Below are 15,285 nucleotides of genomic sequence, written 5' to 3' on the forward strand. Positions count from 1 at the left end.
AGAGAAATTTATTAAATCTTTGTTTTTATGTTTATTTATACTGAGCAACCTTTCTGTGGATAGATCTCTACAGGCCTTTATTTACTTTGTGTACAGCGATTCAAAAGTCTGTGGTCATGTGCCAATGAGGCCCTTGGATAAGTGCTTTAAGCCTGTGGATTAAAGCGATGGTTATCCACAGAGGGGTTTTTGCTCAGGTTTTAGGGCCTGTTATCAACTGGGCACAGAGGTGGTTATTCACAGGGCTTAATCCACATAAATCAGCACCCCTTGTGTATTTCTTCCACGACGAAGCCATCCGAATCCGCCCACCCGGTAGTAAGCGCCGCCAAAAAAGAGATCTATTGTGAGAAAACAGCGGGGCAGTTAATAATAGCGATTATCATTAACCTACCTTGTCATGCCCTATGTCCCCTTCTTCACACACGGCTGCGGTCCAGAACATTTACGAGCAGCACCATTCCTGGTTGCACGGGTGGCTCAAAGGCAAGTTGCATAACGCCTGCGATGCGGCCGACGTGGCGCACGATACGTTCGTGCGTATCTTGGGCGGGCGACATGCGGCGCAGATCCTTGAACCACGTGACTACCTGGCGACCATCGCCAGGGGCCTGGTGATTGATCGTTACCGTCGGCATGCCATCGAGCAGGCCTACAAGCAAACCTTGGCCGAGCGGCCTGACGCCACAGCCATCAGTGAAGAAGACAAAGCCATCATCATCGAGGCACTGGTGGCCGTGGATAAAGCCTTGGCCGGGCTTGGCGAGCGAGCTCGGCGGATCTTCATGCTGTCGCAGATCGAAGGCCTGACTTATCAACAGATCGCGGATGAACTGCAGGTGTCACTGACCACGGTGAAGAAGCACATGATCCGTGCACTGACTGAATGCTCGCTGATCATGGCCAGCCTGTAATGGCGAACCCCGATCGCAAGACCTTCGAGGCCGCTGCCACTTGGTATGTACAGTTTCAATCCCAGGCGCCGACCGCTGCCGAACGCCTGGCCTGGCAACAATGGCTCAACGGCGATCCGTCCCATCAGGCCGCGTGGAACCAGATGGAACAACTGCAGCGCAGCCTCGGCGCGCTGCCGCAGGACTTCACCCGCCGCGCATTGTCGACCACCCAGCAACGTCGCCAGGTACTGAAGTGGATGCTGGTGCTCGGCGGTACTGGGTACCTCGGCTGGAATGTCCAGCAGCACACGCCCCTGGGTAATGTGTGGGCTGACTACCGTACGTCCGTGGGGGAGCGCCGGCGCATCGAATTGGCCGATGGCACGCGGATCGATCTCAATACCAGCACAGCGATTGACGTGGTGTTCGACGGGCGCCAGCGTTTGGTTCGCCTGCGCGAAGGTGAAGTACTTATCCACACTGGGAAATTGGGTGGGCAGACACCGTTTTATGTCGAGACCCGCCAAGGCCGGGTCCAAGCGTTGGGCACCACGTTCACTGTGCGCCAGTTGCCAGACGCCACGCGTGTCGGCGTCCTGGAGGATCGGGTAAGCGTGTCGCCAGGGGACCAACCTGAACACGCACGATTGCTGGCTGCCGGGGAAAGCGTTGACTTTGACCGCCAAAACGTGGGGCTAGACCGTGTGTATAGCGGGTCACAGGCGGCCTGGGTTGATGGCCAACTGATCGTCTTGGACGCTCGCCTCGCAGATGTGATCGAAGAGCTCGCCCGCTACCGTCCGGGTGTCCTGCAATGCGACTTGGCTTCGGCACGTCTACGTGTTTCCGGGACCTTCCGCCTGGATTCTACCGACGCGGTACTGGCCAACCTGCAAGCAACCCTGCCGATCCAGGTGAAGTACTTCACTCGCTATTGGGTTTCGGTGAAACGAATCGGCTGATCGCAAAAAATATTCGCACAAGGGGTTATCTTTTTTTTACCTGGCACGGCCCTACAGGTAATCACGACGCCACCTTCAGGGCTTATCCACCTATGCGCCTTCCTACCAAGCTTCGCCAGCGACTTTCCTACCACGGCATGACCTGCAGCCTTCTGCTCGGCACGGCAGCCACTGCTGGTGTTTTGCTCTCTGCTGACGCCATGGCTGCCAGCGCAGTGCAGCATTACATTATCGCCGCGGGCCCCCTGGACAATGCCTTGAGCCAGTTTGCCGCCAGGGCGAATGTGATCTTATCGTTCTCCCCCCAGCAAACCGCGCGTTTGAACACACCTGGGCTGGAAGGTGACTATTCGGTGGAGCAAGGCTTTGCCCTGTTGTTGCAGAACTCGGGGTTGCAAGCCGTCACCCAGGCGCCCGGCAGTTATGTCCTGCAGCCTATTCCCGCAGATCAACTCACGCTCGCACCTACCACCGTCAGCACTTATCAACAGGCGGGTTTCAATCAAGAGATTGCCGGAGATGTGGGCTACAAGGCGCAAAATAGCCGTATTGGTACCAAGACCAGCACGCCTTTGTCGGAAACACCCCGTTCGGTATCGGTCGTGACCGGCCAGCGCATCAAGGACCAGAAGTCGCAGACCCTGACTGAAGTATTGGGCTACGTGCCAGGTATCTTCGCGCCACCTTTTGCTGCCGGCGATGGTCTGGCGGGGGATTTATTCTTCATTCGCGGTTTCAATGCCACGGATTACGGCTACGGTCTGCTGCGAGACGGCCTGCGCGTGCAAGGCAATCGGTACGACACCACCAGTGAGCCCTATGGCCTGGAACGGGTCGAAATCTTCCGTGGCCCCTCTTCCCTGCTCTACGGCGAAAACGCGCCTGGCGGTTTGGTGAACCTGGTGAGCAAACACCCTACTGCGACGCCGCAAGGTGAAGTCCAGCTGGGTTATGGCTCTAATAATCGCCGCCAATTGGGTGTGGATATCTCGGGGCCGCTCAACGACAGCGACAACATTCTTGGTCGCGTTGTGATGCTCGGGCGTAAGTCCGACACGCAGACTGACCATGTGCCCGATGATCGCCTGTACATCGCCCCCTCGCTGACCCTGAATTTCGACGATTACAACACCCTCACGCTGTTGGCCAATTACCAGAAGGACCACACCAACCTCGAACTTGGCCTACCGGCCGCAGGCACCTTGCTTACAAATCCCAATGGCAAGCTGTCCAAGCACATCATGCTCGGCGACCCGGATTGGAATACGTTCGAACGTGAAGCCTGGAGCACCGGCTACGAATTCAGCCACAGCTTCAACGATGATTGGCAGTTCCGTCAGAACTCGCGCTATATGCAGTCGCGCATCAACCGGCATGAGACCTGGCCCAGCACGTTGAACAACCGCGGTTTCGGTACTCAACTGAACATGACCGCCTACGACCGCTACAACAAGTCGATGGTCTATTCCCTGGATAACCAGTTGGAAGGCAAATTCGAGGTCGGTGGCCTGGAAAATACCGTGCTGTTGGGTGCCAGTTACGACCGCACCTCTTTCAGCCAGGATTGGAACGCAGGCTTTGCCGGCACCATCAATGTGTATAACCCCGTGTACCTGCGCGATCCATTAACCCCGGTGGCCGTGCAAAACACCTTGCTCGAGCAGCAAATGAAGGGCGTTTATGCACAGGTGCAGAGCAAGTACGACCACTGGTTGTTCCTGCTGGGCGGTCGCCAGGACTGGGTCGACAGTGATTTCCGCGACAAGGTCAACAAGGCCAGCAACACCGGCTCGCAAGACCGCAAGTTCACCTACCAGGGCGGGGTGATGTACCAGTTCGACAATGGCGTGACGCCGTATGTCAGCTACTCCACCGCATTCGTGCCTGTGCAGCAGATCTCCAACGCCGGATCACCGTTGAAGCCGATCACCAGCAGCCAGTACGAAGTGGGTGTGAAATACGAACCGATCGGCTGGGATACGGCGATGACCCTGTCGGTGTATGACTTGCGCAAGGAAGACGACACCTACCTGGACGCCACTACCAACAGCTACCGACAGGTAGGCGAAAGCCGCGCCAAAGGGGTGGAAGTCGAGGTGAACAGCAACATCACACCCAACCTGAATGTGACGGCGGCCTACACCTACACTGACGCTCGGATTACCAAGGACTCGGCTACATCGCTGGTCGAGGGGCACCAAATGACGGGCGTTCCTCGCAACCAGGCTTCAGTGTGGGGCAAATACCGTTTCCTTGACGGTCAGCTCAAGGGCTTCTCCCTGGGCGGCGGCGTGCGGTATTTCGACAGCACGTTCTCTTACACGGCGCCAACGCTTTACGGGAAGCTGGACGCAGGGAGCGTCACCCTGGTGGACGCAGCCGTTGGTTATCAGATCGACAAACACTGGTCTGTGGACGTGAACGCCAAGAACCTGTTCGACAAGGAATATGTATCCGGGTGCAACGATGCGGGCCGCTGCTATTGGGGCGACAGCCGTACGCTACTCGGGACCGTTTCGTACAACTGGTGATGGAAATCGGCCTGAAGTGTCTACGTGTTCTTCAGGCCGATATCGCTCGCACGCCAGTGCCCACAGGGAGTGTGGATAACTTGGCTATTTGCCGATGCAAAAGCTGGAAAAGATCCGCCCCAACAAATCATCGGAGCTAAACGCACCGGTGATTTCTCCCAACAGCTGCTGTGCCTGGCGCAGATCCTCTGCCAGCAGCTCCCCTGCCCCCGCCAGGGTCAGCTGGGCCCGACCGTGCTCCAACGCCGCGCTGGCATGGCGCAACGCCTCCAGGTGCCTGCGGCGCGCACTGAAGCTGCTTTCCGAGGTCTGTTCGTAGCCCATACAGGCCTTGAGGTGCTCGCGCAGCAATTCCAGGCCTTCACCTGCCGCCTTGGCGCTGAGGCTGATGGTGACATGGCCATCGGCGCTGGTTTCAATCGCAATGGCTTCGCCTGTCAGGTCGGCTTTGTTGCGAATCAAGGTGACTTTGGCCGGGTCCGGACGTTGCTCGAGGAATTCCGGCCACAATGCAAAAGGATCCACCGCCTCGGGCGCCGTAGCATCTACCACCAGCAGCACCCTGTCGGCTTCGCCAATGGCCTTGAGCGCGCGTTCCACACCGATCTTTTCCACCTGGTCATCGGTATCGCGCAAGCCGGCGGTGTCGACCACGTGCAGTGGCATGCCGTCGATGTGGATATGTTCACGCAGGATATCCCGGGTGGTGCCGGCAATCTCGGTGACGATAGCGGCCTCACGCCCCGCCAGTGCATTGAGCAGGCTGGATTTGCCTGCGTTAGGCCGCCCAGCGATCACCACTGTCATGCCGTCACGTAGCAGTGCTCCCTGCCCGGCCTCGCGCAGGACTGTGGATAACTCATCGCGAACGTTGTCGAGCATCGCCAGGACATGGCCATCGGCGAGAAAGTCGATTTCTTCCTCGGGAAAATCAATCGCCGCCTCCACATAAATGCGCAGGCTGATCAACTGCTCGGTCAAGTTATGCACACGCAGCGAGAACGCGCCCTGCAGTGAGCGCAGTGCATTGCGTGCTGCCTGTGCCGAACTGGCCTCGATCAAGTCGGCGATGGCTTCGGCCTGGGCCAGGTCGAGCTTGTCATTGAGAAACGCACGTTCGCTGAATTCCCCCGGCCTGGCCAAGCGGCAGCCCAGCTGCAGGCAACGTTGCAGCAGCATATCCAGCACAACCGGGCCGCCATGGCCCTGCAATTCCAGCACATCTTCCCCGGTGAATGAGTTTGGCCCTGGGAAATAAAGAGCCAAACCCTCATCCAGAACGCTGTCATCTGCATCCAGGAACGCGCCGTAATGGGCATAACGCGGCTTCAACTCGCGGCCGCTAATGGCCTTGGCTGCAACGCTTGCGAGCGGCCCGGAAATTCTAACGATACCGACACCGCCGCGACCCTGAGCGGTAGCGACGGCAGCGATGGTTTCACGAGGAGCGCTCATCAGCAGATTCCAGAACAAAAGTGACGGAAAGCAAAACGCCCCACTAGGGGGCGTCTTGAGTGGTTATCCACAGAGTAAATTACGCCGCGGCTTTTGCGGTAGCCGCTTCGATTTTACGTGTGATGTACCACTGTTGAGAGATCGACAACACGTTGTTGACCACCCAGTACAGCACCAGGCCCGCTGGGAACCACAGGAAGAAGAAGGTGAAGATGATTGGCATCATTTTCATTACCTTGGCCTGCATCGGATCCGGCGGAGTCGGGTTCAGGCGCTGCTGGATGAACATGGTCGCGCCCATGATGATCGGCAGGATAAAGAACGGGTCTTTGATCGACAGGTCAGTTATCCACAGCATGAACGGTGCCTGGCGCATTTCCACGCTTTCCAGGAGTACCCAGTACAGCGACAGGAACACCGGCATCTGCACCAGAATCGGCAAGCATCCACCCAGCGGGTTGATCTTCTCTTTCTTGTACAGCTCCATCATGGCCTGCGACATTTTCTGCCGGTCATCGCCATGTTGTTCTTTCAGCGCTGCCAGTTTTGGTGCCACGGCACGCATGCGCGCCATCGACTTGTAGCTGGCTGCCGACAATGGGAAGAAGATCCCTTTGATCAGCATGGTCAGGAAGATGATCGAGAAGCCCCAGTTACCCACGATGCTGTGGATATGTTGCAGCAACCAGAAAATCGGCTGGGCAATGAACCACAGGAAGCCGTAGTCCACCGTCAATTCCAGACCTGGGGACAACTCTTTGAGCACCGCCTGGCTTTTCGGGCCGGCGTACAGGGTAGCGCTGGTTTCAGCCTTGGCACCTGGAGCGACGGTCAACGCCGGGCCAGTAAAGCCAATGATGTAGTTGCCCTGACTGTCCTTGCGGGTCTGGACCAGGTTCGCTTCACCTTTGTTCGGGATCCAGGCGGTCACGAAGTAGTGTTGCAGCCAAGCGACCCATCCACCTTGGACGGTCTCTTTCAGCGAGCCCTTGTCGATATCTTTCATCGACACTTTCTTGTACGGCTCGTTACTTGTCCACAGCGCAGCACCCAGGTAAGTCGCGGTGCCGGTGGCAGTGCTGGAAGAAGGATCGGAGCTGGCGTCACGCTTGAGCTGGGCAAACAGGTTGCCGCTCCATGGCTTGTCGCTTTCGTTGTCGATCAGGTAAGTGACCTTCAAGTCGTACAGACCACGGGTGAAGCTGAAACGCTTGATGTAGTTGACGCCGTCGAGGCTGAATTTCAGGTCGACGTTCAACTGGTTCTGGCCATCAGCCAGTTGATAAGTCTTTTGTTCGGTCGAATAAACCGGACGACCGGTAGCACGTGCATCCGGACCGTTGGTGCCGGTCAGGCCGCTTTGTGCCAGATATGTACGTTCACCACCGTTATCGAACAGTTGGAACGGAACATCCGGATGGTCCTGGCGACGTGGATACAGCGGCAGTTTCAACTGCGCGATATCACCACCCTGTGGGTCGATAGCCAAGTCGAGCACATCCGTTTTCACATGGATGAGGTCTTTATTGGTGACCACGGGCGTTTCTAGAGGGGCGCTTGTCTCGCCATTCGCGCTGGGAACATCGGCACTCGCGGACGCATTGTTACCCAGCGGGGTGTCCGGAATTGCCGGCGCAGCCTGGTTGGTAGCAACATTCTGAGTCGGCAGGGCAGCCTGGCCGTAGTCCTGGTTCCACTTAAGAACCATGACGTAGGACACGATTGCCAGGGCGACGATCAGGATCGTGCGTTTAATATCCATGATTACTCGGCCATCGAAGAAGAACGGGAGGTAGGGATAGGTGGAACCGGGTCATAACCACCGGGATTCCACGGATGACAGCGACCTAAACGACGAAAGGTCAGCCAGCCACCGCGCAGAAGACCATGGTTTTCTATGGCCTCTAACGCGTAGCAGGAACAACTGGGGTAGAAACGACAGTGGTTGGCCATCAGAGGACTAATGGCATAGCGATAAAACTGGATCGGAACGAGGGCCAGTTTACGCATCAAGGCTGTCTACCCCTACAGTTTCGGTGCTGACTGCTGGTGCTGGCTTGTTGGTACGCGCCAAACGTTTCCAGAGCTTGCCGAAATGCTGAATCAATTCGGGGTTTTCTACGTCCCCCAAGCCTTTGCGCGCGACGATAACAATATCCCAACCAACCAGAGTGTCCTGGTGGAGGCGAAACGATTCGCGCATCAGACGCTTGAGGCGATTGCGCTCAACGGAGAGCTTTACGCTCTTCTTGCCGATCACCAACCCGAGTCGGGGGTGATCCAGATCGTTGTTACGCGCAAGGAGCAGGAGATTTTTCCCCGGAACCTTGCCGGTGGGGGAGTCAAAGACTGCCTTGAAATGCCGGGGGGTTAGCAAACGCTTTTCCCGACTGAAGTCCTGACTCACCACCAGTACCGGATTATCAAACTGCCAGACGCGCACGACCTTTGGCGCGACGACGCGACAGGACAGCACGGCCGTTCTTGGTAGCCATGCGAGCACGGAAGCCGTGGGTGCGGGCGCGTTTGATGGTGCTTGGTTGGAAAGTACGTTTCATGGCGTTGTTACCTGGTTCGTCCACAACGGGCCGGAATGGCCCCCGTTTTAAGAGACCGGCGATTCTAGTGAAAGCAAGCCTCTAGGTCAATTTCCAACCAGCTTTTCCTTTAATTAGATCTCCACAGGCCATTTGGTCTTTTCCATCCGCTGGGCTTCCACGTGTCATGGGATAGATATAAAAATAAAGAAGGAAGTTATTTAAAGCTTTTCTGTAAAGCTTATAAAAGCTAGGCAGGCATTCATCTGTGGATAACTGCCTTGAGGCCATATTCCACCTGATGTACAGAGAATGACAACACAGGGGAGAAACGGTGCTCTGCCTGTGCTGCGCTGTCGGATAAGCTGTGTGTGGAATGGCTTGTTATCCACAGGCTGGTTACCCACAGACTTTCGCCCCCACTTGTACAACGACCTTAGGCGGGCTTATCCACAGAGCTTATGCACAGACCATTGGTCGCCTTTATTACCGTTAAGACGTTGATTTTGGCCGGCCTGTGATCAAGCTACATGTGGATAAGTGGGCGGCTCGCCGCTACAATGGCGGCTGTTTTTGCCTCACCGGCTTTCAACTTAGGGGATATCCGTGTCAGTGGAACTTTGGCAGCAGTGCGTGGAGCTTTTGCGCGATGAGCTGCCTGCCCAGCAATTCAACACCTGGATCCGTCCGCTACAGGTCGAAGCCGAAGGCGACGAGTTGCGTGTCTACGCGCCCAATCGTTTTGTACTCGACTGGGTCAACGAGAAGTACCTGAGCCGCGTTCTCGAACTGCTCGACGAACATGGCAACGGCCTCGCGCCCGTAGTCTCCTTGTTAATAGGCAGCAAACGCAGCTCTGCGCCTCGCGCTGCGCCGAACGCGCCACTGGCTGCGAGCGCCTCTCAGGCGCAGGCAGCAGCAGCGCCTGTTAATAATTCGCCAGCGCCAGTTGCCCAGACGCCTTCGAAATCCTCGGCGCAAAAAAATGCGCCTATAAATGAAGAGCCGTCCCGCGACAGCTTCGACCCGATGGCTGGCGCCAGCTCCCAACAGGCACCGGTTCGCGCAGAACAGCGCACCGTGCAGGTCGAAGGCGCGCTCAAGCACACCAGCTACCTGAACCGTACGTTTACCTTCGAGAACTTTGTAGAAGGTAAATCCAACCAGTTGGCTCGTGCAGCCGCCTGGCAAGTAGCCGATAACCCCAAGCATGGTTACAACCCGCTCTTCCTATATGGCGGCGTCGGCTTGGGTAAGACCCACTTGATGCACGCTGTGGGTAACCACCTATTAAAGAAGAACCCGAATGCCAAGGTCGTGTACCTGCACTCGGAGCGCTTCGTGGCTGACATGGTCAAGGCCTTGCAGCTAAACGCTATCAACGAGTTCAAGCGGTTTTACCGCTCGGTTGATGCCCTGCTGATCGATGACATTCAATTCTTCGCTCGCAAGGAGCGTTCCCAGGAAGAGTTTTTCCACACCTTCAACGCCCTGCTCGAAGGTGGCCAGCAGGTCATCCTGACCAGTGACCGTTATCCGAAAGAAATCGAAGGCCTGGAAGAACGCCTGAAATCGCGTTTCGGCTGGGGCCTGACCGTTGCGGTAGAGCCGCCGGAACTGGAAACCCGCGTCGCGATCCTGATGAAAAAGGCCGACCAGGCCAAAGTGGACTTGCCTCACGATGCTGCGTTCTTCATTGCTCAACGCATTCGCTCCAACGTGCGTGAACTGGAAGGTGCACTGAAGCGGGTCATCGCGCACTCTCACTTCATGGGCCGCGACATCACCATCGAGCTGATTCGCGAATCCCTCAAGGACTTGTTGGCGCTGCAGGACAAACTGGTGAGTGTGGATAACATCCAGCGCACCGTGGCCGAGTACTACAAGATCAAGATTTCCGACCTGCTGTCCAAGCGCCGTTCGCGCTCGGTAGCACGTCCCCGTCAGGTGGCCATGGCCCTCTCCAAGGAGTTGACCAACCACAGCCTGCCGGAAATCGGTGATGTGTTTGGCGGACGCGACCACACCACGGTCTTGCACGCGTGCCGCAAGATCAATGAACTTAAGGAATCCGACGCGGATATTCGCGAGGACTACAAGAACCTGCTGCGTACACTGACAACTTGATGACACCAGCGCAGCTTATTAAGGCAAGGGACTAGACCATGCATTTCACCATTCAACGCGAAGCCCTGTTGAAACCCCTGCAACTGGTCGCAGGCGTCGTCGAGCGCCGACAGACCTTGCCGGTGCTCTCTAACGTATTGCTGGTGGTCGAAGGCCAGCAATTGTCCCTGACCGGTACCGACCTGGAAGTCGAACTGGTTGGCCGCGTGCAGTTGGAAGAGCCTGCCGAGCCTGGCGAGATCACCGTCCCGGCGCGCAAGCTGATGGATATCTGCAAAAGCCTGCCCAACGACGCGCTGATCGATATCAAGGTTGATGAGGCGAAACTGGTCGTCAAGGCCGGCCGTAGCCGTTTCACCCTGTCCACGTTGCCGGCGAATGATTTCCCGACGGTTGAGGAAGGCCCGGGTTCGCTGACCTGCAGCCTGGAGCAGAGCAAGCTGCGCCGCTTGATCGAGCGTACCAGCTTCGCCATGGCCCAGCAGGACGTGCGTTACTACCTCAACGGCATGCTGCTTGAAGTCTCGGAAGGCATTATCCGCGCGGTGGCAACCGACGGTCATCGTCTGGCGATGTGCTCGATGCGCGCCGATATCGGCCAGCCGGACCGTCACCAGGTCATCGTGCCACGCAAGGGTATCCTTGAGTTGGCGCGCTTGCTCACCGAGCCGGAAGGCAACGTCAGCATCGTGTTGGGTCAGCACCACATCCGCGCAACCACCGGCGAGTTCACCTTCACGTCCAAGCTGGTTGACGGCAAGTTCCCGGATTACGAGCGCGTGCTGCCTAAAGGTGGTGACAAGCTGGTACTCGGCGACCGTCAGGCACTGCGCGAAGCGTTCAGCCGTACCGCTATTCTGTCCAACGAAAAGTACCGTGGTATCCGCCTGCAGCTGGCGAATGGTCAACTGAAAATCCAGGCGAACAACCCGGAGCAGGAAGAAGCGGAAGAAGAAGTGGGCGTCGATTACAACGGCGGTTCGCTGGAAATCGGCTTCAACGTGAGCTACCTGTTGGACGTACTGGGTGTGATGACCACCGAACAGGTTCGCCTGATTCTGTCGGACTCCAACAGCAGCGCCCTGGTGCAGGAATCCGACAACGACGACTCGGCTTACGTTGTCATGCCGATGCGCCTGTAATCATGCTCAGCAGAAGCTAGATGTCCCTCAGTCGCGTCTCGGTCACCGCGGTGCGCAATCTGCACCCGGTGACCTTCTCCCCCTCCCCCCGCATCAATATCCTCCACGGCGCCAACGGCAGTGGCAAAACCAGCGTGCTGGAAGCCATTCACCTGCTAGGGCTTGCCCGGTCCTTTCGCAGCGCCCGCCTGTTACCGGTGATCCAATATGAGCAATTGGCGTGCACAGTGTTTGGCCAGGTTGAACTGGCAGAAGGTGGGCACAGTAGCCTGGGCATATCGCGTGATCGCGGCGGTGAGTTCCAGATTCGCATTGACGGGCAAAATGCTCGCAGTGCTGCGCAGCTGGCGGAGATCCTGCCGCTGCAATTGATCAACCCCGACAGTTTCCGCCTGCTGGAAGGCGCGCCAAAGATTCGCCGGCAATTCCTCGATTGGGGAGTGTTCCACGTGGAACCGCGCTTTATGGCCACGTGGCAGCGCCTACAGAAGGCCCTGCGGCAGCGGAACTCATGGCTGCGGCATGGTACACTTGACGCCGCTTCGCAAGCGGCCTGGGACCGGGAACTGTGCCTGGCCAGCGACGAAATAGATGAATACCGCCGCGCCTATATCAAAGCCTTGAAACCAGTCTTTGAGCAGACCTTGAGTGAGTTGTTGGACCTCGAGGGGCTGACGCTGAGTTACTACCGTGGTTGGGACAAAGAGCGTGAGCTGAGTGCAGTGCTCGCAACGTCCTTGCAGCGGGATCAGCAAATCGGCCATACCCAAGCCGGACCCCAGCGCGCTGATTTGCGCCTTAGATTAGGCGCTCACAATGCCGCGGACATATTGTCCCGTGGCCAGCAGAAGTTGGTGGTGTGCGCATTGCGGATCGCCCAGGGCCACTTGGTTAGCCAAGCCCGGCGCGGTCAGTGTATTTATCTGGTGGATGACTTGCCGTCGGAGCTCGACGAGCAACACCGCCGCGCGCTATGTCGCTTGTTGGAAGAATTACGCTGCCAGGTGTTTATCACTTGTGTAGACCACGAATTATTGAGGGAAGGCTGGCAGACGGATACGCCAGTCGCTTTGTTCCACGTGGAACAAGGCCGTATCACCCAGACCCACGACCATCGGGAGTGAAGGCATGAGCGAAGAAAACACGTACGACTCGACCAGCATTAAAGTGCTGAAAGGTTTGGATGCCGTACGCAAACGTCCCGGTATGTACATTGGCGACACTGATGACGGTAGCGGTCTGCACCACATGGTGTTCGAGGTGGTCGACAACTCCATCGACGAAGCTTTGGCCGGTCACTGCGACGACATCAGCATTATCATCCACCCGGATGAGTCGATTACCGTGCGCGACAATGGTCGCGGCATTCCGGTAGACGTGCACAAAGAAGAAGGCGTTTCGGCGGCAGAGGTCATCATGACCGTGCTCCACGCTGGCGGTAAGTTCGACGACAACTCCTATAAAGTCTCCGGCGGCCTGCACGGTGTGGGTGTGTCGGTAGTGAACGCGCTGTCCGAAGAGCTGATCCTCACTGTCCGCCGCAGCGGCAAGATCTGGGAACAGACCTACGTCCACGGTGTTCCACAGGAACCGATGAAAATCGTCGGCGACAGTGAAACCACCGGTACGCAGATCCATTTCAAGCCATCGGCTGAAACCTTCAAGAATATCCACTTCAGCTGGGACATCCTGGCCAAGCGTATTCGTGAACTGTCCTTCCTCAACTCCGGCGTCGGTATCGTCCTCAAGGATGAGCGCAGCGGTAAGGAAGAGCTGTTCAAGTATGAAGGCGGCTTGCGTGCATTCGTTGAATACCTGAACACCAACAAGACTGCGGTCAACCAGGTGTTCCACTTCAACATCCAGCGTGAAGACGGCATCGGCGTGGAAATCGCCCTGCAGTGGAACGACAGCTTCAACGAGAACCTGTTGTGCTTCACCAACAACATTCCTCAGCGTGACGGCGGTACTCACCTGGTGGGTTTCCGCTCCGCACTGACGCGTAACCTGAACACCTATATCGAAGCCGAAGGTCTGGCCAAGAAGCATAAAGTTGCCACCACCGGTGACGATGCCCGTGAAGGCCTCACCGCGATTATCTCGGTGAAGGTACCGGATCCGAAGTTCAGCTCCCAGACCAAGGACAAGCTGGTGTCTTCCGAAGTGAAGACCGCGGTGGAGCAGGAGATGGGCAAGTACTTCTCCGACTTCCTGCTGGAGAACCCGAACGAAGCCAAGCTGGTTGTCGGCAAGATGATCGACGCGGCACGTGCTCGTGAAGCTGCGCGTAAAGCCCGTGAGATGACTCGTCGCAAGGGCGCGCTGGATATCGCCGGTTTGCCGGGCAAACTGGCTGACTGCCAGGAAAAGGACCCTGCCCTCTCCGAACTGTACCTGGTGGAAGGTGACTCTGCTGGCGGTTCCGCCAAGCAGGGTCGTAACCGTCGCACCCAGGCCATCCTGCCGTTGAAGGGTAAGATCCTCAACGTCGAGAAGGCCCGCTTCGACAAGATGATTTCTTCCCAGGAAGTCGGCACCTTGATCACGGCGTTGGGGTGCGGTATCGGCCGCGACGAGTACAACATCGACAAGTTGCGCTATCACAACATCATCATCATGACCGATGCTGACGTCGACGGTTCGCACATCCGTACGCTGCTGCTGACCTTCTTCTTCCGTCAGTTGCCGGAGTTGATCGAGCGTGGCTACATCTACATCGCTCAGCCACCGTTGTACAAAGTGAAAAAAGGCAAGCAAGAGCAATACATCAAAGACGACGACGCCATGGAAGAGTACATGACGCAGTCGGCCCTGGAAGATGCCAGCCTGCACTTGAACGACGAGGCACCGGGTATCTCCGGTGAAGCGCTGGAACGTCTGGTTAACGACTTCCGCATGGTGATGAAGACCCTCAAGCGTCTGTCGCGCCTGTACCCGCAGGAGCTTACCGAGCACTTCATCTACTTGCCGGCCGTGAGCCTGGAGCAGTTGGGTGACCATGCGCACATGCAGGATTGGCTGGCCCAGTACGAAGTGCGCCTGCGTACCGTCGAGAAATCTGGCCTGGTGTACAAAGCCAGCCTGCGTGAAGACCGTGAACGTAACGTATGGCTGCCAGAGGTCGAGTTGATCTCCCACGGCCTGTCGAACTACGTCACTTTCAACCGCGACTTCTTCGGCAGTAATGACTACAAGACCGTGGTAACCCTGGGTGCGCAATTGAGCACACTGTTGGACGACGGCGCTTACATTCAGCGGGGCGAACGCAAGAAGCAGGTCAAGGAATTCAAGGAAGCCCTTGACTGGCTGATGGCCGAAAGCACCAAGCGTCATACCATCCAGCGATACAAAGGTCTGGGCGAAATGAACCCGGACCAGCTGTGGGAAACCACGATGGACCCCGCTCAGCGTCGCATGCTGCGTGTGACCATCGAAGACGCCATTGGCGCAGACCAGATCTTCAACACCCTGATGGGTGATGCGGTCGAGCCTCGTCGTGACTTCATCGAGAGCAATGCGCTGGCGGTGTCTAATCTGGATTTCTGATCCAGGTAAACAGCCAGAACAAAAAAAGGCCAACGCTCAGCGTTGGCCTTTTTTATGGGGCAGTGTTCAGTGATCCGCGGAAATGCTCC

The 15,285-nt window shown here is 57.2% G+C and carries 12 protein-coding genes; 7 read left to right on the forward strand and 5 right to left on the reverse strand.

The annotated features are described in order from the left end of the window. Window positions 1–407: 407 nt before the first annotated feature. From ATH90_RS28720 to ATH90_RS28730, 3 genes are all read left to right on the forward strand, one after another. On the forward strand, window positions 408–914 hold the full coding sequence (locus tag ATH90_RS28720) for a sigma-70 family RNA polymerase sigma factor (RefSeq protein ID WP_098467623.1): 507 nt from the start codon (window positions 408–410) through the stop codon (window positions 912–914). Beyond that, window positions 914–1,858, forward strand: coding sequence for a FecR domain-containing protein (locus tag ATH90_RS28725; protein ID WP_034110487.1), 945 nt, complete (start codon window positions 914–916; stop codon window positions 1,856–1,858). The genes ATH90_RS28720 and ATH90_RS28725 overlap by 1 nt, the downstream gene beginning before the upstream one ends. A 92-nt stretch (window positions 1,859–1,950) precedes the next feature. Beyond that, window positions 1,951–4,389 (forward strand): TonB-dependent siderophore receptor, encoded by a 2,439-nt coding sequence (locus ATH90_RS28730; RefSeq protein ID WP_098467624.1) that lies wholly within the window; start codon window positions 1,951–1,953, stop codon window positions 4,387–4,389. A gap of 84 nt (window positions 4,390–4,473) precedes the next feature. Here ATH90_RS28730 and mnmE read toward each other — a convergent pair whose 3' ends face one another. The 5 genes from mnmE to rpmH all read right to left on the reverse strand — a co-directional run bounded on the left by mnmE (window position 4,474) and on the right by rpmH (window position 8,402). Beyond that, on the reverse strand, window positions 4,474–5,844 hold the full coding sequence (gene mnmE / locus ATH90_RS28735) for a tRNA uridine-5-carboxymethylaminomethyl(34) synthesis GTPase MnmE (protein WP_098467625.1): 1,371 nt from the start codon (window positions 5,842–5,844) through the stop codon (window positions 4,474–4,476). Between the two features lie 79 nt (window positions 5,845–5,923). Continuing rightward, window positions 5,924–7,606: a membrane protein insertase YidC gene (gene yidC / locus ATH90_RS28740; RefSeq protein ID WP_034110493.1), complete on the reverse strand. Its 1,683-nt coding sequence runs from the start codon at window positions 7,604–7,606 to the stop codon at window positions 5,924–5,926. A 2-nt stretch (window positions 7,607–7,608) separates the two neighbouring features. Next, window positions 7,609–7,854: a membrane protein insertion efficiency factor YidD gene (gene yidD / locus ATH90_RS28745; RefSeq protein ID WP_003213574.1), complete on the reverse strand. Its 246-nt coding sequence runs from the start codon at window positions 7,852–7,854 to the stop codon at window positions 7,609–7,611. After that, window positions 7,847–8,251: a ribonuclease P protein component gene (rnpA, locus tag ATH90_RS28750; RefSeq protein WP_010565857.1), complete on the reverse strand. Its 405-nt coding sequence runs from the start codon at window positions 8,249–8,251 to the stop codon at window positions 7,847–7,849. Before rnpA ends, yidD begins: the two co-directional genes overlap by 8 nt. A gap of 16 nt (window positions 8,252–8,267) precedes the next feature. Further along, window positions 8,268–8,402, reverse strand: a complete 135-nt coding sequence (gene rpmH, locus ATH90_RS28755) for a 50S ribosomal protein L34 (RefSeq protein WP_003213577.1) — start codon at window positions 8,400–8,402, stop codon at window positions 8,268–8,270. 585 nt (window positions 8,403–8,987) lie between these two features. Here rpmH and dnaA point away from each other — a divergent pair. From dnaA to gyrB, 4 genes are read left to right on the forward strand one after another with little or no spacing between them, the layout of a single operon-like run. Beyond that, window positions 8,988–10,508 carry a chromosomal replication initiator protein DnaA gene (dnaA, locus tag ATH90_RS28760; protein ID WP_034110495.1) on the forward strand — a complete coding sequence of 507 codons (1,521 nt, stop codon included), beginning with the start codon at window positions 8,988–8,990 and terminating at the stop codon, window positions 10,506–10,508. 38 nt (window positions 10,509–10,546) lie between these two features. After that, window positions 10,547–11,650 (forward strand): DNA polymerase III subunit beta, encoded by a 1,104-nt coding sequence (gene dnaN / locus ATH90_RS28765; protein ID WP_010207719.1) that lies wholly within the window; start codon window positions 10,547–10,549, stop codon window positions 11,648–11,650. Window positions 11,651–11,670: 20 nt separating this feature from the next. Further along, window positions 11,671–12,774, forward strand: coding sequence for a DNA replication/repair protein RecF (recF, locus tag ATH90_RS28770; protein WP_034110497.1), 1,104 nt, complete (start codon window positions 11,671–11,673; stop codon window positions 12,772–12,774). Between the two features lie 4 nt (window positions 12,775–12,778). Then, window positions 12,779–15,196: a DNA topoisomerase (ATP-hydrolyzing) subunit B gene (gyrB, locus tag ATH90_RS28775; RefSeq protein ID WP_025854386.1), complete on the forward strand. Its 2,418-nt coding sequence runs from the start codon at window positions 12,779–12,781 to the stop codon at window positions 15,194–15,196. The last annotated feature ends 89 nt before the right edge of the window (window positions 15,197–15,285 follow it).

This window comes from Pseudomonas lurida (assembly GCF_002563895.1).
Lineage (GTDB): Bacteria > Pseudomonadota > Gammaproteobacteria > Pseudomonadales > Pseudomonadaceae > Aquipseudomonas > Aquipseudomonas lurida.

Coding starts and splice junctions, on each gene's coding strand:
- ATH90_RS28720 (WP_098467623.1), top strand. CDS start 408: ATGTCCCCTTCTTCACACACGGCTGCGGTCCAGAACATTTACGAGCAG.
- ATH90_RS28725 (WP_034110487.1), top strand. CDS start 914: ATGGCGAACCCCGATCGCAAGACCTTCGAGGCCGCTGCCACTTGGTAT.
- ATH90_RS28730 (WP_098467624.1), top strand. CDS start 1,951: ATGCGCCTTCCTACCAAGCTTCGCCAGCGACTTTCCTACCACGGCATG.
- mnmE (WP_098467625.1), bottom strand. CDS start 5,844: ATGAGCGCTCCTCGTGAAACCATCGCTGCCGTCGCTACCGCTCAGGGT.
- yidC (WP_034110493.1), bottom strand. CDS start 7,606: ATGGATATTAAACGCACGATCCTGATCGTCGCCCTGGCAATCGTGTCC.
- yidD (WP_003213574.1), bottom strand. CDS start 7,854: ATGCGTAAACTGGCCCTCGTTCCGATCCAGTTTTATCGCTATGCCATT.
- rpmH (WP_003213577.1), bottom strand. CDS start 8,402: ATGAAACGTACTTTCCAACCAAGCACCATCAAACGCGCCCGCACCCAC.
- dnaN (WP_010207719.1), top strand. CDS start 10,547: ATGCATTTCACCATTCAACGCGAAGCCCTGTTGAAACCCCTGCAACTG.
- recF (WP_034110497.1), top strand. CDS start 11,671: ATGTCCCTCAGTCGCGTCTCGGTCACCGCGGTGCGCAATCTGCACCCG.
- gyrB (WP_025854386.1), top strand. CDS start 12,779: ATGAGCGAAGAAAACACGTACGACTCGACCAGCATTAAAGTGCTGAAA.